Genomic DNA, 18,438 nt, shown 5'->3' with positions numbered 1-18,438 from the left:
TGCGGATCGCTGGTACTTCTGAAGCGGTTGTGCGGCAAGGACTTTCCTGCTCGACCGCCCCGGTCCCGCGGCGAAGATGATCAGTGGGTTGCGGATCGCCGGAAAATGTCCGGTCGCTGGTGTTGAATCGGGCGCATGGAGAAACCACCGATCGTCCCCATCGAGGAGTGGCGGCAGGCCCGGGCCGAACTGCTCGCCGCGGAGAAGGAAGCGACCAGGGCCCTTGACGCCATCGCGGCACGCCGGCGCCGGCTGCCGATGGTCGAGTTCCCGGACACCTACGAGTTCGACACGCCGGCGGGCAAGAGGTCGCTGCTCGACCTGTTCGACGGCAAGCCGCAGCTGGCGGTCTACCAGTTCATGGACAACGGGCCGGACGCCTACTGTCCCGGCTGCACGTGGTTCACGAACAACGTGCCGTCGCCGGCCGTCGGCCTGCTCGCGGACAACGACGTCAGCTGGGTGACGGTGTCGAACATGCCGCTGACGCAGATGGCGGCGTACTGGGAGAAGATGGGCTGGACGGTGCCGTTCGCGTCGTCGCACGGCACCACGTTCGCGGCGGACACCGACGCGGAGGTCGGCTTCATGCTGACCGTGTTCCTGCGCGACGGGGACCGCATCTACCGCACGTACAACACCACCCAGCGGGGTGTGGACCGACTGGTGTTCACCAACAGCATCCTCGACCTCGTGCCGTACGGCCGCCAGCAGGACTGGGAGGACTCGCCGCCCGGCTGGCCGCAGCACCCGACCTACGGCTGAAATCCGTTGGGGACCGATGACATAGTGGGGAGGTGGAGTCCACCCGAGTGGACCGCTGGCTGTGGGCGGTCCGGCTGACCAAGACCCGTCCGGACGCCGCCGCGGCCTGCCGGGGCGGACACGTGCGCGTGAACGACAAGCCGGCGAAGCCGGCGACCGTGGTGTCGCCGGGCGACGAGGTACGCGCCCGGGTCGGCGACCGCACCCGGGTCGTCGAGGTGGTGCGGGTGATCCAGAAGCGGGTTGGCGCCGCGGACGCCGCGACCTGCTTCATCGACCGCACGCCCGCGCCCCCGCCGGAGGCCGCCATCCCGGTCGCCCGCCGTGAGCGGGGCGCCGGCCGGCCCACCAAGCGGGAGCGGCGCGTGCTGGACAAGTTCCGGTTCGGCCAGTTCTAGTTGTATTGACCGGGGACGTTGGTTGTGTGACGACACGATCTGACTGATCTTGATCCGGGAAGACCTCCCGGGTGGTGTGGAGCTGTCTGACGGCATCCGACCACGACCGGGAGGTCTTCGTGTCCCACGCTAACGCAGCGCTGACCCCGCGCGCCCGGCTACGCCTGGCCCAACTCATCGTCGAGCAGGGCTGGCCGATCGCCCGCGCCGCCGAGCGGTTCGCGGTCTCCTGGCCCACCGCCAAACGCTGGGCCGACCGATACCTGACCGCGGGCCACGCCGGCATGAACGACCGCTCCAGCCGGCCCCACCACAGCCCCCGACGAACCCCGGCACCGGTCGTACGCACGGTCGTGCACCTGCGGTGGCGCCACCGGCTCGGCCCAGTCGCGATCGCCCGCATGGTCGGCATCGCCCCTCGACCGCCCACCAGATCCTGCGGCGGTGTCGGATCAACCGCCTCTCCACGCTGGACCGCCGCACCGGGGAACCGATCCGCCGCTACGAGCACCCCGCGCCCGGTGACCTGCTGCACGCCGACGTCAAGAAACTGGGCAACATCCCCGACGGCGGCGGCTGGCGGTTCGTCGGCCGGGTCCAAGGCAAACACAACCGATCCGCCACCCCCGGCACCGCCCGCAACGCCCACTACAACCCCAAACTCGGCCACGGGTTCGTGCACGTCGTGCTCGACGACCACAGCCGCGTGGCCTACGCCGAGATCCACAACGACGAGACCGCCGCCACCGCGGCCGCTGTCCTACGACGAGCGGTCGCCTGGTTCGCCGCACGCGGAGTCCGACCAGTACGGGTGCTGACCGACAACGGCTCCTGCTACCGCGGCAAACTCTGGCGCGAGGCCTGCGCCGAGCTGGGCATCCGCCCCAAACACACGCGTCCTTACCGGCCGCAGACCAACGGCAAGGTCGAACGCTTCAACCGCACGCTCGCCCAGGAATGGGCCTTCGCCCGCCACTACCCCGGCGAGCAGGCCCGACGCAAAGCCTTGCCGGCATGGCTACACCAGTACAACCATCACCGCATCCACACCGCCATCGGAGGCCACCCACCGATCAGCAGGTTGACCAACCTCTCCGGTCAATACATCTAGTCCAGGAAGTCGGCCAGCACCGGCAGCAGCAGCTCGGACCGCAGGGTCACGGTCATGTGCGTGGTGTTCGGCAGCACCGCCAGGTGCGAGCCGGGGATCAGCCGCTTCATCAGCGCGCCGTGCTCGATGGTGACGAAGTCGTGGTCGCCCATCACCAGCAGGGTCGGTGCGGTGATGCCGGCCAGCTGCTCGTCGCTCCAGCCCTTCAGGTCAGCGGCGGAGGCGGACATCGTGGCCAGGAACTCGTCGAAGTGCTCCGGGTGCGGGGACAGCCGCTGGTAGGCCTCCCGGAAGTCGGTGAAGTCCTGCTGCGTCGGCAGCCGGGTGGAGGTGGCGTGCCTGGACGGGTCCAGCAGGTCCTCGTGCATGCCGTCCGGCCGGACGCTCGCCGAGATCGGGACCACCGAGCGCACCCGGTCCGGGTGGCTGACGGCCAGCTCCAGCGCGACGGCGCCGCCCATGCTGTGCCCGAGCACGTGTGCCCGCTCGATGCCGAGGTGGTCCAGCAGCGCCACCACGTCGCCCGCCAGCGCGGCCGGGGTGATCGCCCGGTCGATGTCGGCGGTGCGGCCGTGGCCCTGCAGCTCCACGCCGATCACCTGGTGGTCGCGGGCCAGCGTGGGGATCAGGTTCGCGAAGTTCAGGTCGATCGTCAGCATCCCGCCGTGCAGCAGCACCAGCGGCGTGCCGGCCTCGCCGTGCCGCTCGTAGTACATGTGCAGGCCGTTCACGTCCGCGTAGCCCATGGAGGTTCCTCTCGTGCTCCGGTGTCTTCACCAGTGCGTCGAACGGCCGCCACCGGAATCGACACGACCCTAAGGTCTTCTCGTGACGACTTTCCGCGTCGACGACGTGACCCCCGCGGCCGCGCCCCTACCCACGCGGCCGCTAGCCGAGGTCTACGGCGACGTGCTGGCGCTGGGCGGTGACCCGGACACGCCGTTGATCGAGCCGGACGGGGTGCATCCGTTGCTGGGCGCGGTCGCCCGGGCCTTCGTCGACCACCGGCCGCTGGTGCTGTCGCCGGACGCGGTGTGGCTGACCATCGCCCAGGGCGTGGCCCAGCACATCCGCCTCAACGCGGAGGAGCTGCGGTCCAAGCTGGTCGGGCACGCCGGCCGAGAGGCGTTGACCGTGGAGGTCTACGGGCCGGCGCCGGCCGACGCGGACTCGTGGCACGACATTGTCGAGCAGTTCGGCAAGCAGATCGCGAGCAGGGCGGTAGGCGCCGATCTGTTCGAATGCGACTTCACCACCAGCACGAAGGTGGAGCGGACCGCAGGAAGGGTGGTGATGCTCGACGGCTACTCGCCGTACTTCTCGTACTGGCTGCTGTGCATCTGCGGCATCCCGTCGATCACGCTGACCGGGACCGTCGAGGACTGGCGCAAGATCCGGTCGAGGGTGGACCGGCTGCCGGAGTTCGGCCTGGAGCAGTGGCGCCGGTCGCTCGTGCCGATCGCGGACGAGTTCGTCCGGGCCGCGAGCGGTCGGGCCGACACCGCCTTCTGGCAGCGCATCTACAACCCGTCCGACGCCTACGGCGGCGAAGTGATCACCGGCTGGGCCGCGCGGTTCTATCCGTATCTGAAGGACGGCGGCGTCGCCGACAATCCGAATCCGCTACTGGCGCTGCCGATCGGCGAACCGAGTGACGTCCGTGTCACCGCACGGGGCGGCGTCGAGTGCCCGGCGATCCGGAGTGACCAGGTGCCGGCCACACTGTCCCGGGCGTTGGTGTGGATCAACGACCGGTTCACCGGGCGGAACTGGTCGGTGGCACTGCACGCGGGCCTGGTCGGCGTCGCCCAGGACGACAACGGGGCGCTGCGGCCGATCGCCGGCTGGCATCTCACCGAGGCGACAGCCCAGATCACGTCTGTGCTCGATCGGATCATCCGCGATCACGAGGCCACCGAGCCCGTCGAGGTTATTCACTGGGCCGCGTCCGCCGAGGTGATGGAGCTCTACCGGCGGATCGGCTCGGCGAGCCTGCTCGACGGCGCGGCGCGGATCGTGCCGGCGGCGGACCAGCGCAAGGCGTTCGGCAAGCCGGACCAGCGACGACTAGAGGGCGTGGTCGAACTCGCCGACGGACGGACCGTCGCAGTGGCGGTCGGCGACGAGGACTTCCACTGGGTGTTGTGCCGGTTCGAGCCGGACACCGAGGACGAGCGGCCCAACCGGTGGCAGCTGGCCGGGCGCCGCAGCGAGGTGCCGGTGCTGGGCACTTCGCTGGCGATGGTGCTGGACGTCATCCTCGACGGCGAGGACCCCGCTCGGTTGGAGATCGGGCGGCTGGCCGACCTGGACTCAGGGGGTCTTTAGCAGCAGCGCGCGGGTGTAGAGCAGGTCGAAGCCACGGCGTTGGACGTTCTGCTGGGACTTGGTGCCGGGGCCGGTGGTGACGGTGGCGATGTCGCAGCCGGCGGCTTTGGCCTCGGCCAGGCGGGTGGCGATCAGGGCGGTCTGCACGCCGCGCCGGCGGTGTTGGACGGTGGTGGCGGTGCCGGCGAAGTAGGCGATGCCCTCGGCGATGCGCAAGGCGCCGGAGCCGACCGGGACGCCGTCGATCAGAGCGAGGTAGCGCCGGGTGCCGGCGGCGTCCATGTCGCGGAGGGCGTTGGCCAGGGCGTCGGCCGGGAAGTCCTCGGCCGCGGCGGCGCCCTCGGTGTCGGGGGTGCGGACCGACTCGACCAGGATGTCCACCACCAGCTGGGACTCGTCGTCGCGGCAGGGCCGGATCTCGATGCCGGGCGGCGGCTCGAACGCGGGCAGGTCGTCCAGGGCCATGCCGAGCACGTTCTCGTAGCCGGCCAGCCGGTAGCCGTGGTCGGTGAGCAGTTCACCGACGGCCGGGGCGGCCAGGTTCGACAGTTCGACCTGGACGGGGGCGTCGAGCTCGTGGAAGGCCTTCTCGACCTGGGTCAGTTCGTCGGCGGTCGGCGTGCCGGCGAAGCCGAGGCCGGCGACCTTGTTGAACGGGGAGTCGGGCTCGGCGTAGGTGGCGATGCCGCCGGCGATCTCACGGGCGAAGCCGACCTGGTCGCCGCGGCGGACGCGGGCCGCCTCGGCGGCCTTGGCCATGAAGTGCGCCTCGACGCGTTCGATGCGCTCGGCCAGGGCGGTGCCGCAGAACAGTGGTGTCCGAATTGTCATGGTGGCTGGCAGTCTCGTGACCGGAGTGGCCGCGCGGCAACCGGTTTTCGTGTGGGAGTCTGCTGCACGTGCGAGTGGCCGTCGTTGCGGGGCCGGATGCCGGTCACGTCTTCCCCGCGGTCGCGCTGTGCCTGCGGTTCGCGGCGGCCGGCGACGAGCCGGTGCTGCTCAGCGCCGACGGCTGGCGCGACGCCGCGGTGGCGGCCGGGGTCGAGGTGCCGCCGCTCGAATGGCTGGCACTGCGGCACGAGGCCGACATCGGGCGTTGGCTGTACGAGCGTGCGGCGGAGTTGGCCCGCCAGCTCGTGCCGACCCTCAAGGAGATCCGCCCCGACCTCGTCGTGTCGGACGTGTTGGCGACCTGCGGCGGCATGGCCGCCGAGCTGTCCGGGCTGCCGTGGGTCGAGTTGTCACCGCACCCGCTCTATCTGCCGTCGCGCGGCCTGCCGCCGATCGGCACGGGTCTCGCCCCCGGCGTCGGCGTTCGCGGTCGCCTGCGCGACGCCGTGCTCCGTCTCGCCACGGCCCGCTCCCTGCGACAGGGCCACCGACAACGCGCCACCGCCCGCGCCGGAATCGGTTTGCCGGCAACGGATCCCGGCCCGGCCGCGCGATTGATCGCCACATTGCCGGCGCTGGAGGTTCCTCGCCCGGACTGGCCCAGGGAGGCCCACGTGGTCGGGCCGCTGCTGTGGGATCCGATACCAGTCGGCCTCACGCCGCCGCCCGGCGCCGAACCGCTGGTGATGATCGCGCCGTCCACCGCGACGGGCGGCGCTGCCGACATGTTGTCCACAACCCTTGCCGCGCTTGACGGGCTGGGTGTGCGGGCCGCTGTCTCCGCGTTCCAACCGCCCAACGACCTGCCCGCCTGGGCCCGTGCCGGCGCCGGCGGTCAGGACGACCTGCTGCGCCAGGCGTCCGTTGTGGTGTGTGGCGCCGGGCATGGCTTGCTGGCCAAGGCTTTGCTCGCCGGCGTGCCGGTCGTCGCCGTGCCGGGCGGCGGCGACCAGTGGGAGCTGGCGAACCGCGCCGCCCGGCAGGGGAGCGCTGTCGTCGTCCGGCCGCCGGCAGTGGATGCCATCCGGGACGCGGTGGCACGGGTGCTTGGCGATCCAACCTTCAGGGCCGCTGCCGGCGATGCCGCGAAGACCGTCGCCGACGTGGCGGACCCGGTCATGGTGTGCCGGTCAGTGATCTAGGGGCACCGCGACGGTTCGGGCTCCAGGCACCCTGGGGCGACGAATATTCCACCTGACCGTGCCGCCCGAACGAGGCAGGATGGCCTGGTGGCCGAACATCGACTTGATCCGAGCGCCGACACCGTCACCGACGTCTTCGACCGCGACCGGCCGCCGGTGCTGACGGTGGATCCGGGCGACACGCTGATTGTGCGCAGCCTCAACGCATCCGGGCACCTGGGCGACGATGTGCACGGCCCGAAGCTGATTCCCGACGCTCGGGGACACTGCCTGACGGGGCCGATCGCGGTGCGCGGGGCGGAGCCGGGGATGATGCTGGCGGTCCGCCTGGAGTCGCTCCAGCCGGACAACTGGGGCTACACGGTGTCGGTGGGGCGCGACACCCCGCTCAACCGGCGGCTCAAAGTGTTTCCGGGCGACATGGCGTGGCTGCACTGGGACATCGCGGACGGTAATGCGGTCAACAACCTCGGGTTCGGGGTGCGGCTGGCGCCGTTCCTCGGCGTGATCGGGCTGCCGCCGGACGAGCCGGGAGAGCACTCGACGACCCCGCCCCGGCCCTGCGGCGGCAACATCGACTGCCGTGAGCTGGTCGCGGGCTCGACGCTGTACCTGCCGATCACAGTGCCAGAGGCGTTGCTGTGCCTGGGCGACGGCCACGGGGCGCAGGGCGACGGCGAGGTGTGCGGGACGGCGGTCGAGTGCGGCATGACCACGCGGCTGGTGCTGGATCTCGTGTCGGAGCCCCCGATCCGGACGGCGCACGCGATCACACCGGCCGGCCGGGTGACCTTCGGCTTCGACGCCGACCTGAACGAGGCGTCGGCGCAGGCGCTGTCGGCCATGCTGGACTGGATGGAGGCGCGGTACGGCGTCGACCGGGCGACGGCCCTTGCGCTGGCCAGCCCGGTGGTGGACCTGCGGATCACCCAGGTGGCCAACACGACGTGGGGTGTGCACGCGGTCCTGCCCGACGGCGCGCTGACCGGCGGGTGAACGATACCGGCGGGCCTACCGGAGTCACGTTCGAACTGCTACTCGTAGTGATCGCGTCAGCATCGTCCGCTATGCCTTCGACAACGGAGACATCAATGCGCCGTCTGGCACTGCTGCTCGTCCCTGCGATCGCGATCCTGTTGCCCGCCACAGCCGCCGCCGCCCCCACGGCTCCCGGCAGATACGTCGCCCTCGGCGACTCGTACGCCGTCGGTGTCGGCACCTACACCTACGACGACCCCAACGACGCGTGTCGACGCGGGCCGCTGGCGTACAGCAGGTTGTGGGCCGCCGCGCACCCGTCCACCACGTACGTCGAGGAGTCCTGCTCCGGCGCGGAGGTCGCCGACGTCGTCAATCAGGCGGCGGCCGGCCTGACGCCGGACACCTCGCTCGTCACCGTGCAGGTCGGCGGCAACGACGTCGGCTTCGTCAGCGTGCTGGAAACGTGCATTCTCAACCTGCCGGATTCCACGTGCACCAACGCCGTCACCACCGCGATCGACACCGGCCGCTCCGTGCTGCCGGGCTCGCTCGCCGGCCTGTACAGCGGGATTCGGGCGAAGGCGCCGTCGGCGCAGGTCGTGGTGATGGGCTACCCGCGGATGTACAAGATCGGCGGCAACTGCCTCTTCGGGCTCAGCGACACCAAGCGGACCGCCCTGAACAACGCCGCCGACGTGCTCGACGGCCTCATCCAGACCGCAGCGGCCAACGCCGGCTTCCGGTTCGTCGACGCTCCCGCCGTGTTCACCGGCCACGAGATCTGCTCCGGCAACTCGGTGTGGCTGACCAGCCTGCAGTGGGACAAGCTCAACGAGTCCTACCACCCGACCGCCAACGGGCACCGCGGCTACTACAGCGCGCTGACCGCGATCACCGGCTGATTCCCTTGCGGTGGAGGGCGGTCCGCTGCCCTCCACCGTCCTCAGGGGACGATCGGGTCGAGCTTGACGGCGTCGAACCCTTCCAGAGCCTCAGCCGACGAGGTTCTCCAGCTGGCGCACGACGTCGGCCAGGGGCGCGGTGGTGTCGATCTCCAGGGTGCAGGTGGCGCGGAGCAGGGGTTCGACTGCGGCCAGGTTGGCGAGGATCTCGGCCCGTTCGGCGGGGGACTTGCCGTAGGGGTTGTCGGTGCGGGCGGCGATGCGGGCCAGCAGGACGTGCGCGGGGGCGCTGAGCAGCACGATGTGGTCGAAGAGGGGATAGAAGCGGCCCTGGTTGGACTTGCAGCCGGAGACGAACACGGGGCCCTCGACCTGGAGCAGGGCGGACACGGCTTCCTCGCGCCAGATCCAGTCGGTGCCCTCCCAGCGGCTCCAGCGGGAGGAGTCGGTGTCGACGGTCCGGTGTCCCCGCGCCGCGAGGGCCCGCAGCGCGGAGGACTTGCCGGTGCCGGACATGCCGGTGACGAGAACCTTGGTCACGCCCCGGTCCACTCGGCGACGGTGAGGACGTCGGCCTGCTGAGGGAACATCACCAGCAGGGCGGTCTTAGCCATGCAGGAATTCAACCACGTCGAGAACGCGGTCCAGGGCGGAGATGTGACCGTCCGAAGAGGACGGACGGAGGGTGGCGTCGGGTAGGTGGCGGGCGAGCCATTCGGCGTGGGAAAAGGGGATCACGCGGTCCTCGACTCCGTGTAGAAGCAGCGCCGGGCAGCGGATCTCCCCGGGGTCGAAGCCCCACGGGGACACGTAGGCGAGGTCGTCGTCGATCAGGCCGTCGAGGCCGTTGGCGGTGGCCAGGGCGGAGTTGCGGCCGAGGTCGGCCCATGCGCCGGAGACGGCGGCATGATCGGCGGGGGTGAAGGAGTTCTCGTCGAACGGGGCCGAGGCGAGTTGCGCGGCGAGCGCGTCCCGGCCGGCCACGGAGGCGTGCAGCTCGTCGGGGGCGACCATGCCGGCCCACCAGTCCAGACCGGCCGGCTCGAACGGGGCGATGGCGCCGGCCGTCACGCAGCGGACGACCCGGTCGGGCAGCAACGCCGCGCAGGCGAAGGCATGGTTGCCGCCGCCGGAGTGGCCGAGCACGGAAAACCGGGAAATGCCAAGGGAATCGGCGATCGCGGCGACATCGGAGGCGGCGGAGCCGATGGTGCGGCCGGGCGAAGCGGTGGAGCCGCCGTAGCCGGGACGGTCATACGACAGCCAGCGAATGCCCGGCAGCGCAAGCAAAGGAGCGGGGACGGCGCCGACCTGCGGGGTGCCGTGATGCCAGAAGACCGGAACGCCGGAGCCCGTGTCGTACACGTGCAGGGTGCGGCCGTCGGCGAGGGCGAGGTCGGTCTCCATGCGACGGGAGCCTAGCTGCCCTCGGTCGAAGCCGAGGACAGCTGGGCAGAACCGTCAGGAAATCTTCGCGGCTGCGGCGGAATCCAGGAGCCACAGCGTGCGGTGGGTGCCGCGGGCGCCGGCGGCGGGGATTTCCACCTCGGTGGCGCCGGCCAGGGCCCGGGCCACCGGGTCGGCCTTGGCCTCGCCGGTGGTCATCAGCCACACCTCGTCGGCATAGCGGATGGCCGGCAGGGTGAGGGAGACCCGGGTCGGCGGGGGCTTGGGGCAGTCCCGCACGGCGACGACGGTCCGCGAGGTCTCGTGCACCGCGGGGGAGTCGGGGAAGATGGAGGCGGTGTGCCCCTCTTCGCCGACGCCCAGCAGCAGCACGTCGAAAGCGGGCACGGGGGAGCCGAGGAGCCGGGCGTAGTCCGCGGCGGCGGCGTCGGGGTCGTCGCCGAAACGGCCGTCGGACGGCTCCATGACGTGCACCCGGGCCGGGTCCAGGGGGATGTGGTCCAGCAACGCCGCCCGGGCCTGCGTCTCGTTCCGGTCGGGATGCCCGGCCGGCAGGAAACGCTCGTCGCCCCAGTAGAAATCGACCCGGGACCAGTCGACGGCGTCCCGGGCGGGGCTGTCCCGCACGTGCTCCATGACGGCATTGCCGGTACGGCCGCCGGTCAGCACCAGGGACGCCGAGCCGCGAGCGGCCTGGGCGTCCACGAGCTTGGTGAGCAGGCGGGCCGCAGCGGCGGCGGCCAAGAGGTCGCCGCCGCTGTGGACCACAACATCGGGACGGGTCACGACTCGGCCTTGGCGGTCGCCTTCTTCGCGGCGGCCCGCTTCGGCTTGGCCTCGGCCGCGGGAGCCTCCGCCTTGGCCTTGGTCTCCGCCGCCGCCTTCGCCTTGGACTCCGCGGAAGCCTTGGCGGGCGCCGGCTTCGCGGCGGGTTTGGACGACGAAGTCGCCACCCGGCCCTTGGTGACCTTCGGCACCGCCTTCAGGGCGGCCTCGTAGATCTCGTCGGGGTCGAGCCGCCGCAGCTCCTCGGCCAGGCAGTCCCGCACCGAACGGCGCTGCAGGGCGATCCGGCGGTCGGGCTGGCCCGGCTGGGTGAGCGTGCCGGTCTTGGCGTCGGGCCGCAGCAGGTCCACGGCCCCGGAGCGGCGCTGCAGCGTCACCTGCACGATGCCCTCGCCGCTGGTGGCCTTGGCCCGGCTCACCGGCACGTTCAGCCGCGAGGCGAACCAGCCGGCCAGCAGCTCCGAGGACGGCGAGTCGGCCTCGCCGACCACGGTGGCCGCGGTGACCTTCTCGTACGGCGGCAGGTCCAGCGCCGAGGCGAGCTGCGCCCGCCAGTTGGTCAGCCGGGTCCACGCCAGGTCGGTGTCGCCGTCCACATAGGACTTGCGACGTTGCTCCAACGCCTTGATCGGGTTCTTCTCGGCGGCGGAGTCGGTGATCCGGCGGGTGGCCAGCTGCCCGATGGAGTCCTCGGACGGCACGTCCGGCGCCTCGGACGGCCACCACGCCACCACCGGCGCGTCCGGCAGCAGCAGCGGCACGACGCAGCTGGCGGCCTGGTCGGCCAGCGGCCCGTAGAGCCGCAGCACGATGACGTCGCTGGCGCCGGCGTCGCCGCCGACCCGGATCTGGGCGTCCAGCCGGGCCGCGGCCTTGCGGGCCCCACGGGCCAGCACGATCACCCGGCACGGGTGCTCGCGGCTGGCCTCGTTGGCCGCCTGGATGGCGTCCTCGGTCTTCGCGCTGTCGTCGGTGACGATCACCAGCGTCAGCACCCGGCCGAGCGCGACCGCGCCACCGGTCTCGCGGACCTCCACCAGCTTGCTGTTGACCTGGGCGGTCGTGGTGGACGGCAGGTCGATGATCACGGGCGCCTCCAATGACGACCGGTGCGGGTGAGCATCTGGTCGGCCGAGGGCGGTCCCCAGCTGCCGGGGGCGTAGCCCTCCGGCGCGCCCTGCTTGGCCCAGTGGTTCAGCACCGGGTCCAGGATCTGCCAGGACAGCTCGACCTCTTCGTTCATCGGGAACAGCGACGGCTCGCCGAGCAGCACGTCCAGGATGAGCCGCTCGTAGGCCTCGGGCGAGGACTCGGTGAAGGCGTGGCCGTAGCCGAAGTCCATGGTGACGTCCCGGACCTCCATGGCGTTGCCCGGCACCTTGGAGCCGAACCGCATGGTCACGCCCTCGTCCGGCTGCACCCGGATGACCAGGGCGTTCTGCCCCAGCTCCTCGGTGGCCGTGGAGTCGAACGGCAGGTGCGGCGCCCGCTTGAAGACCACCGCGATCTCGGTGACCTTGCGGCCCAGCCGCTTGCCGTGCCGCAGGTAGAACGGCACGCCGGCCCAGCGGCGGGTGTTGATCTCCAGCGTGATGCCGGCGTAGGTCTCGGTCTTGGAGTCCTTGGCGAAGCCGCCCTCCTCCAGCAGGCCGAGCACCTTCTGGCCGCCCTGCCACCCGCCGGTGTACTGGCCGCGGGCGGTGGTCTCGTCGTACGGCGTGGGAACCCGCGCCGCCGACAGCACCTTGATCTTCTCGGCCCGCAGCGCCCGCGGGTGGAAGGAGACGGGCTCCTCCATCGCGGTCAGCGCCATCAGCTGCAGCAGGTGGTTCTGGATCACGTCCCGCGCCGCGCCGATGCCGTCGTAGTAGCCGGCGCGACCGCCGAGGCCGATGTCCTCGGCCATGGTGATCTGCACGTGGTCGACGTAGTTGGCGTTCCAGATCGGCTCGAACATCTGGTTGGCGAAGCGCAGCGCCAGGATGTTCTGCACCGTCTCCTTGCCGAGGTAGTGGTCGATGCGGAACACCGAGTCCTCGGGGAACACGTCGTTGACGACGTTGTTGAGTTCCTTGGCCGACTTCAGGTCGTGCCCGAACGGCTTCTCGATGACGACCCGGCGCCACTGCTCGGCGTCCTGCTCGGCCAGCCCGGCGCGGGCCAGCTGCTTGGTCACGACCGGGAACGCGCTGGGCGGGATGGACAGGTAGAACGCGTGGTTGCCACCGGTGCCGCGCTGCTCGTCCAGCTCCCGGACCGTCTTGGCCAGGTTGTCGAACGCGTTGTCGTCGTCGAACGTGCCCTGCACGAACCGGATGCCCTCGGCCAGCTGGTTCCAGACCTCGGCCCGGTAGGGCGTGCGGGCGTGCTGCTTGACCGCCTCGTGCACGACCTCGCCGAAGTCCTCGTTGGCCCAGTCCCGGCGGGCGAACCCGGTCAGCGCGAAGCCCGGCGGCAGCAGCCCCCGGTTGGCCAGGTCGTAGATCGCCGGCATCAGCTTCTTGCGGGACAGGTCGCCGGTCACCCCGAAGATCACCAGGCCGCACGGCCCCGCGATCCGGGGCAGCCGCTTGTCCCGCTCGTCCCGCAGCGGGTTACGCCAGCTGCTCACCTCTTGACCTCCTGGACGGCCTTGGTCAGCTCGACCAGGCCGGCGGCCCGGTCGGTCAGGTGCAGGCGCAGCACCGGTCGGCCGTGCTCGGCGAGCACCTGGCCGTCGCCCAGCGCCTGCGCGTGCTGGAGCACGCCCAGCGTGTACGGCCGGTCCGGCACCTCGAGGTCCTGCGCCACCGCGCCGGTGATCTGCAGGAACACGCCGTTCTGGTGGCCGCCCTTGTGGTACTGGCCGGTCGAGTGCAGGAACCGCGGGCCCCAGCCGAACGTCGTCTGCAGCCGGCTGGCCCGGGCGATGGCCGGCCGCAGCACGGCGGCGGAGGCGTCGTCGAGCCGGTCCAGGTACGCCTGCACGGCCACGTAACCGTGATCGGGCGCGGCGGCCAGGAAGGCGTTCAGAACATCGGCCAGCGTGGTCGCCGTGGCCGGCAGCCACTCGCCGCTCTCGTACACCTCGACGGCGCCGATGGTCAGGTTCGGCGCGGCCTCCTCGCCGCCCACCGGCTTGTCCAGCAGTGCGCGGGCGGCGGCCTTGGCCGCCTCCACGTCGGGCTGGTCGAACGGGTTGATGCCGATCAGCCGGCCGGCGATGGCGGTGGCGAACTCCCACAGCAGGAACAGGCCGCCGAGCTCGCCGGCGGTGCTCATGAACGCGGCGTCCACGTCCGGGCCGATGGCGATCGGCGTGGCGTCGGTGCCGGCGGTGACGAAGCCGGGCGCGTCCGCGTTCTCCACCGCCACCGGCAGCAGGCCGGTGCCCTGCTTGCCGGTGGACTCGGCGATCAGCTGCTCCGCCCAGTCGGGGAAGCCCTTCACGCCCGAGCCGGTGTCGGCCAGGATGACCTTCTCCGCGCCCTGCGCGTGCGCCGCGCCCCACGCCGCCCCCAGCCACAGGGCGGGGTTGGTGTCGTCGTCGAGCGACAGCAGCTTGAACGCCGCCGCCGCGTCGTCGAGCAGCGCGGCGACGTCGGCGCCGGCCAGACCGGCCGGCACCAGGCCGAACGCGGTCAGCGCCGAGTAGCGGCCGCCGACGTGCGGGTCGGCGGTGAACACCTTGCGGTAGCCCGCCTCGGTGGCCAGCTTCTCCAGCGGCGAGCCGGGGTCGGTGACCACGACGATGCGGCTGGCCGCGTCGATGCCGGCCTCGGTGAAGGCCTTCTCGAAGATGCGGCGGTGGCTGTCGGTCTCGACGGTGCCGCCGGACTTGGACGACACCACGATCGCGGTCCGGGACAGGTCGCCGGCCAGCGCGTCGGCCACCTGGCCGGCGTCGGTGGTGTCCAGCACGACCAGCGGCACGCCGGCCGTCGCGGTGATCACCTCCGGCGCCAGCGAGGAGCCGCCCATGCCGGCCAGCACGATGCGGTCGATGCCCTCGCCGGCCAGCTCGGCCTGCAGCGCCTCGATCTCACCGACCAGCGCCCGGGAGCTCTCGTGCAGCGTGGTCCAGCTCAGCCGGATGGACGCCTCGGGCTGGGCGTCCGGCCCCCACAGCGTCGCGTCCTGCGCGGCCAGCTTGGACGCGACCTTGTCCGCGATCAGCTGGTCCACCAGCGGACGCGCCTGCTCGGCGAGGCCGTCGTGGACGATGTCGACGGAGATCCCCACAGTGATTCAGCCCTTCGCCTTGTCCAGCTGGGCCTGCACGGTCTCGAGCAGCTCGGCCCAGGACTTGTCGAACTTCTCCACGCCCTCGCGCTCGAGCACGTCGTAGACGTCGTCGATGTCGATGCCGGCCTGCTCCAGGGCGTCGAACGCCTCCTGGGCCTGCTCCTCGGTGCCGGTGACCGTGTCGCCGCGCAGGTTCGCGTGGTCGGCCACCGCGTCCAGCGTCTTCTCCGGCATGGTGTTCACCACGTTGTCGACGACGAGCTCGTCGACGTAGCGGGTGTCGGAGTAGGCCGGGTCCTTCACGCCGGTCGACGCCCACAGTGGACGCTGCGCGTGCGCGCCGGCCGCGGCCAGCTCCTGCCAGCGCGGCGTGCTGAACGCGCCGACGTAGGCGGCGTAGGCCAGCCGGGCGTTGGCGATGGCGGCCTGGCCCAGCAGCGCCTCGGCCTCCGGGGTGCCGATCGCCTTCAGCCGCTTGTCCACCTCGGTGTCCACACGGGACACGAAGAAGGAGGCCACCGAGTGGATCCGGGAGATGTCGTGGCCGTTGGCCCGCGCCTGCTCGATGCCGGCGATGAACGCGTCCATCACGTCCAGGTAGCGCTGCACCGAGAAGATCAGCGTCACGTTCACGCTGACGCCCTCGGCGAGCGTGCGGGTGATGGCCGGCAGGCCCTCGACGGTCGCCGGGATCTTCACCATCAGGTTCGGGCGGTCGACCGTCTTCCACAGGTCGAGAGCCTCGGCCACGGTGGCGTCGGTGTCGTGCGCCAGCTGCGGGGAGACCTCGATCGACACGCGGCCGTCCTTGCCGCCGGAGGCCTGGTAGGTCTCCCGGAACACGTCGCACGCGTTGCGCACGTCGGTCGTGGTGAGCTCGCGGACCACCGCGTCCACGTCGGCGCCGCGGGCGGCCAGCTCACGGACCTGCTCGTCGTAGGCCTCGCCGTGGGACAGCGCGCTGGCGAAGATCGTCGGGTTCGTCGTCACGCCGACGACGTTCTTGTCCTTGATCAGCGACACCAGGCTGCCGGTCTGCAGCCGGCTCCGCGACAGGTCGTCGAGCCAGATCGACACGCCGGCCTCGCTGAGCGCGGCCAAGTTGTTGGCGCTCATGATTACTTTCCCTCCACCTTGGCGATGCTTCGGCGTGCGGCTTCCACGACCTTCTCGGTCGTGAAACCGAACTCGCGGAACAACGTCTGATAGTCAGCGGATGCCCCGAAGTGCTCGATCGAAACGATCTCACCCGCGTCCCCGGCGAACCGGTGCCACGGCTGGGCGATGCCCGCCTCGACCGTCACCCGTGCCTTCACGGACGGCGGCAGCACCTGGTCCCGGTAGGACTGGTCCTGCTCGTCGAACCACTCGACGCACGGCATGGACACCACACGTGTTGCAACGCCCTCGGCCTCGAGGACCTTCCGGGCCTCGACCGCGATCTGCAGCTCGGAGCCCGTGGCGATGATCACCAGCTGGGGCTCGCCGTCGGACGCGTCGGCCAGCACGTAGCCGCCCTTGGCCACGCCGTCGGCGTCGGTGCCCTCGAGCACCGGCAGGTTCTGCCGGCTCAGCGCCAGGCCGGTCGGGTGGTCGTGCCGGGAGATCAGGGCCCGCCAGGCGAACGCGGTCTCGTTGGCGTCGCCGGGGCGGACGAACGCCAGGCCCGGGATCGCCCGCAGCGCCGCGTAGTGCTCGATCGGCTGGTGCGTCGGGCCGTCCTCGCCGAGGCCGATCGAGTCGTGCGTCCACACGTAGGTGACGGGGATGCCCATCAGCGCGGCCAGCCGGACCGCGGGCCGCATGTAGTCGCTGAAGACGAGGAAGGTGCCGCCGTACGGGCGGGTCGGGCCGTGCAGCGCGATGCCGTTGAGGATCATGCCCATCGCGTGCTCGCGGATGCCGAAGTGCAGCGTCCGGCCGTACGGGTTGGCCTTCCACTCCTTGGTGGAGATGGAGGTCGGGCCGAACGAGTCCGCGCCCTTGATGGTGGTGAGGTTGCTCTCGGCCAGGTCGGCCGAGCCGCCCCACAGCTCCGGCAGCACCTCGCCGAGCGCGGACAGGATCTCGTTGGACGCCTTGCGGGTGGCGACGCCCTTCGGGTCCGGGGTCCAGGTCGGCACCTTCTCCGCCCAGCCGGCCGGCAGCTCCCGCGCGGTCAGCCGGTCCAGCAGCGCCTTGCGCTCCGGGTTGGCCGCCGCCCACACGTCGAAGGACTTCTGCCACTCCACGTGGGCCGCGTTGCCGCGCTCGACCGCCTTGCGGGTGTGCGCCAGAACCTCGTCGGAGATCGGGAACTTCACCTCGGGGTCGAAACCGAGGATCTTCTTGATCTCGACGATCTCGTCCTCGCCCAGCGCGGCGCCGTGCGCCTTGCCGGTGTTCATCTTGGTCGGCGCCGGGTAGCCGATGATCGTGCGCAACACGATGATCGAGGGCCGCTCGGTCTCGGCCTTGGCCGCCGCCAGCGCGTCCAGCAGGCCCTGCACGTTCTCGCCGCTCTCGACGACCTGCACGTGCCAGCCGTAGGCCTCGTACCGCTTGGCGGTGTCCTCGGACAGCGCGATCGTGGTGTCGTCCTCGATCGAGATCTTGTTGTCGTCGTAGATCAGGGTGAGGTTGCCCAGCTGCTGGGTGCCGGCGAGCGAGCACGCCTCGGAGGTGACGCCCTCCTCGATGTCGCCGTCGGAGGCGATCACGTAGACGTGGTGGTCGAACGGGCTCTGGCCGGGCGCGGCGTCCGGGTCGAACAGGCCGCGCTCGCGGCGGGCCGCCATGGCCATGCCGACCGCGGAGGCCAGGCCGCTGCCCAGCGGGCCGGTGGTGATCTCCACGCCCGCGGTGTGGTGCACCTCCGGGTGGCCCGGGGTCTTGGAGCCCCAGGTCCGCAGCGCCTTGATGTCGTCGAGTTCCAGGCCGTAGCCGGCCAGGAACAGCTGCAGGTACAGGGTCAGGCTGGAATGCCCGGCGGACAGCACGAACCGGTCCCGGCCCAGCCAGTGCGGGTCGGTCGGGTCGTGCCGCATGACCCGCTGGAACAGGGTGTACGCGGCCGGGGCGAGGCTCATCGCGGTGCCGGGGTGGCCGTTGCCGGCCTTCTGCACGGCGTCGGCCGCCAGCACCCGGATCGTGTCAACCGCGCGCTTGTCCAGCTCGGTCCAGTCCTGGGGCAGATGGGCGGTGGTCAGCCGGGTGACTTCGTCGGTGTCGGACACGGACCTGAGCTCCCACTCTTCACGTCACGCGGGAGGGCCGTGACGGCGCTGGTCGACCGGCTCTTGATCGATACCGTGAGCCGACCGTGCCCAGCCCTTCCCGCTCGCTTCGCTCGTCGCTGGCAAGCCTAGTCCCGACGTGTCGAATATGTGATCTCAACATGGCGGAGTGAGTCGTGACGGACCTCGCAACGACCCCACAAGAGCGCGCCGGCGGCACGCGGTTACGATTCATGCGATCGGCTGGCGTGCTGCCGGTCCCCATTCTTAGTCAACTGTCCGATTCGA

General features: G+C 71.2%; 16 protein-coding genes and 1 pseudogene. 7 read left to right on the top strand and 10 right to left on the bottom strand.

Going from position 1 to position 18,438, the window contains the following annotated elements:
• Positions 1-135 precede the first annotated feature (135 nt).
• From BJ998_RS03630 to BJ998_RS03620, 3 genes and pseudogenes are all read left to right on the top strand, one after another.
• Positions 136-765, top strand: a complete 630-nt coding sequence (locus BJ998_RS03630) for a DUF899 family protein (protein WP_184858461.1) — start codon at positions 136-138, stop codon at positions 763-765.
• A 32-nt stretch (positions 766-797) separates the two neighbouring features.
• Positions 798-1,163 (top strand): Hsp15 family ribosome-associated heat shock protein, encoded by a 366-nt coding sequence (locus BJ998_RS03625; protein WP_184858459.1) that lies wholly within the window; start codon positions 798-800, stop codon positions 1,161-1,163.
• Between the two features lie 119 nt (positions 1,164-1,282).
• Positions 1,283-2,274 (top strand): annotated as a pseudogene (locus BJ998_RS03620) (IS481 family transposase).
• Here BJ998_RS03620 and BJ998_RS03615 read toward each other — a convergent pair.
• On the bottom strand, positions 2,271-3,020 hold the full coding sequence (locus BJ998_RS03615; RefSeq protein WP_184858457.1) for an alpha/beta fold hydrolase: 750 nt from the start codon (positions 3,018-3,020) through the stop codon (positions 2,271-2,273). The pseudogene BJ998_RS03620 and the gene BJ998_RS03615 overlap by 4 nt on opposite strands.
• Positions 3,021-3,102: 82 nt before the next feature.
• Here BJ998_RS03615 and BJ998_RS03610 point away from each other — a divergent pair, with 82 nt between their 5' ends.
• Positions 3,103-4,602 carry a DUF4419 domain-containing protein gene (locus BJ998_RS03610; RefSeq protein WP_184858455.1) on the top strand — a complete coding sequence of 500 codons (1,500 nt, stop codon included), beginning with the start codon at positions 3,103-3,105 and terminating at the stop codon, positions 4,600-4,602.
• On the opposite strand, the gene BJ998_RS03605 is transcribed toward BJ998_RS03610, so the two are convergent.
• Positions 4,588-5,433 carry a GNAT family N-acetyltransferase gene (locus BJ998_RS03605; protein WP_184858453.1) on the bottom strand — a complete coding sequence of 282 codons (846 nt, stop codon included), beginning with the start codon at positions 5,431-5,433 and terminating at the stop codon, positions 4,588-4,590. The two genes, BJ998_RS03610 and BJ998_RS03605, sit on opposite strands and share 15 nt — an antisense overlap.
• A gap of 68 nt (positions 5,434-5,501) precedes the next feature.
• Between BJ998_RS03605 and BJ998_RS03600 the strand changes: the two genes are divergently transcribed.
• The 3 genes from BJ998_RS03600 to BJ998_RS03590 all read left to right on the top strand — a co-directional run bounded on the left by BJ998_RS03600 (position 5,502) and on the right by BJ998_RS03590 (position 8,518).
• Entirely contained in the window at positions 5,502-6,635 is a 1,134-nt protein-coding gene (locus BJ998_RS03600; RefSeq protein ID WP_184858451.1) for a glycosyltransferase, read from the top strand.
• Positions 6,636-6,722: 87 nt separating this feature from the next.
• A complete protein-coding gene (locus BJ998_RS03595) occupies positions 6,723-7,631 on the top strand; it encodes an acetamidase/formamidase family protein (protein WP_184858449.1) in 909 nt (302 codons plus the stop codon).
• A gap of 95 nt (positions 7,632-7,726) precedes the next feature.
• Positions 7,727-8,518 (top strand): SGNH/GDSL hydrolase family protein, encoded by a 792-nt coding sequence (locus tag BJ998_RS03590; protein ID WP_184858447.1) that lies wholly within the window; start codon positions 7,727-7,729, stop codon positions 8,516-8,518.
• Positions 8,519-8,608: 90 nt separating this feature from the next.
• On the opposite strand, the gene BJ998_RS03585 is transcribed toward BJ998_RS03590, so the two are convergent.
• The 8 genes from BJ998_RS03585 to tkt all read right to left on the bottom strand — a co-directional run bounded on the left by BJ998_RS03585 (position 8,609) and on the right by tkt (position 18,150).
• Positions 8,609-9,058 (bottom strand): ATP-binding protein, encoded by a 450-nt coding sequence (locus BJ998_RS03585; RefSeq protein ID WP_312889904.1) that lies wholly within the window; start codon positions 9,056-9,058, stop codon positions 8,609-8,611.
• 66 nt (positions 9,059-9,124) lie between these two features.
• The gene (locus tag BJ998_RS03580) at positions 9,125-9,925 is read right to left on the bottom strand and encodes an alpha/beta fold hydrolase (protein ID WP_184858445.1); all 801 of its coding nucleotides are present in this window, start codon (positions 9,923-9,925) and stop codon (positions 9,125-9,127) included.
• Between the two features lie 54 nt (positions 9,926-9,979).
• Entirely contained in the window at positions 9,980-10,711 is a 732-nt protein-coding gene (gene pgl, locus BJ998_RS03575; RefSeq protein ID WP_184858443.1) for a 6-phosphogluconolactonase, read from the bottom strand.
• Positions 10,708-11,799: a glucose-6-phosphate dehydrogenase assembly protein OpcA gene (gene opcA, locus BJ998_RS03570; RefSeq protein WP_184858441.1), complete on the bottom strand. Its 1,092-nt coding sequence runs from the start codon at positions 11,797-11,799 to the stop codon at positions 10,708-10,710. The genes pgl and opcA overlap by 4 nt, the downstream gene beginning before the upstream one ends.
• A complete protein-coding gene (gene zwf, locus BJ998_RS03565; RefSeq protein WP_184858439.1) occupies positions 11,796-13,322 on the bottom strand; it encodes a glucose-6-phosphate dehydrogenase in 1,527 nt (508 codons plus the stop codon). Before zwf ends, opcA begins: the two co-directional genes overlap by 4 nt.
• Positions 13,319-14,938 carry a phosphoglucose isomerase-related protein gene (locus tag BJ998_RS03560; protein ID WP_184868394.1) on the bottom strand — a complete coding sequence of 540 codons (1,620 nt, stop codon included), beginning with the start codon at positions 14,936-14,938 and terminating at the stop codon, positions 13,319-13,321. Before BJ998_RS03560 ends, zwf begins: the two co-directional genes overlap by 4 nt.
• Positions 14,939-16,051 carry a transaldolase gene (gene tal / locus BJ998_RS03555; protein WP_184858437.1) on the bottom strand — a complete coding sequence of 371 codons (1,113 nt, stop codon included), beginning with the start codon at positions 16,049-16,051 and terminating at the stop codon, positions 14,939-14,941.
• A gap of 2 nt (positions 16,052-16,053) precedes the next feature.
• The gene (gene tkt / locus BJ998_RS03550) at positions 16,054-18,150 is read right to left on the bottom strand and encodes a transketolase (protein ID WP_184858435.1); all 2,097 of its coding nucleotides are present in this window, start codon (positions 18,148-18,150) and stop codon (positions 16,054-16,056) included.
• Positions 18,151-18,438 lie beyond the last annotated feature (288 nt).

The sequence above is a fragment of the Kutzneria kofuensis genome, from assembly GCF_014203355.1.
GTDB classification, from domain to species: domain Bacteria; phylum Actinomycetota; class Actinomycetes; order Mycobacteriales; family Pseudonocardiaceae; genus Kutzneria; species Kutzneria kofuensis.
This window is presented reverse-complemented; position numbering and strand designations above follow the sequence as displayed.

Excerpts from the sequence above, each read along its gene's own strand:
- BJ998_RS03630 (WP_184858461.1), top strand. The coding sequence starts at position 136 with ATGGAGAAACCACCGATCGTCCCCATCGAGGAGTGGCGGCAGGCCCGG.
- BJ998_RS03615 (WP_184858457.1), bottom strand. The coding sequence starts at position 3,020 with ATGGGCTACGCGGACGTGAACGGCCTGCACATGTACTACGAGCGGCAC.
- BJ998_RS03605 (WP_184858453.1), bottom strand. The coding sequence starts at position 5,433 with ATGACAATTCGGACACCACTGTTCTGCGGCACCGCCCTGGCCGAGCGC.
- BJ998_RS03590 (WP_184858447.1), top strand. The coding sequence starts at position 7,727 with ATGCGCCGTCTGGCACTGCTGCTCGTCCCTGCGATCGCGATCCTGTTG.
- BJ998_RS03580 (WP_184858445.1), bottom strand. The coding sequence starts at position 9,925 with ATGGAGACCGACCTCGCCCTCGCCGACGGCCGCACCCTGCACGTGTAC.
- tal (WP_184858437.1), bottom strand. The coding sequence starts at position 16,051 with ATGAGCGCCAACAACTTGGCCGCGCTCAGCGAGGCCGGCGTGTCGATC.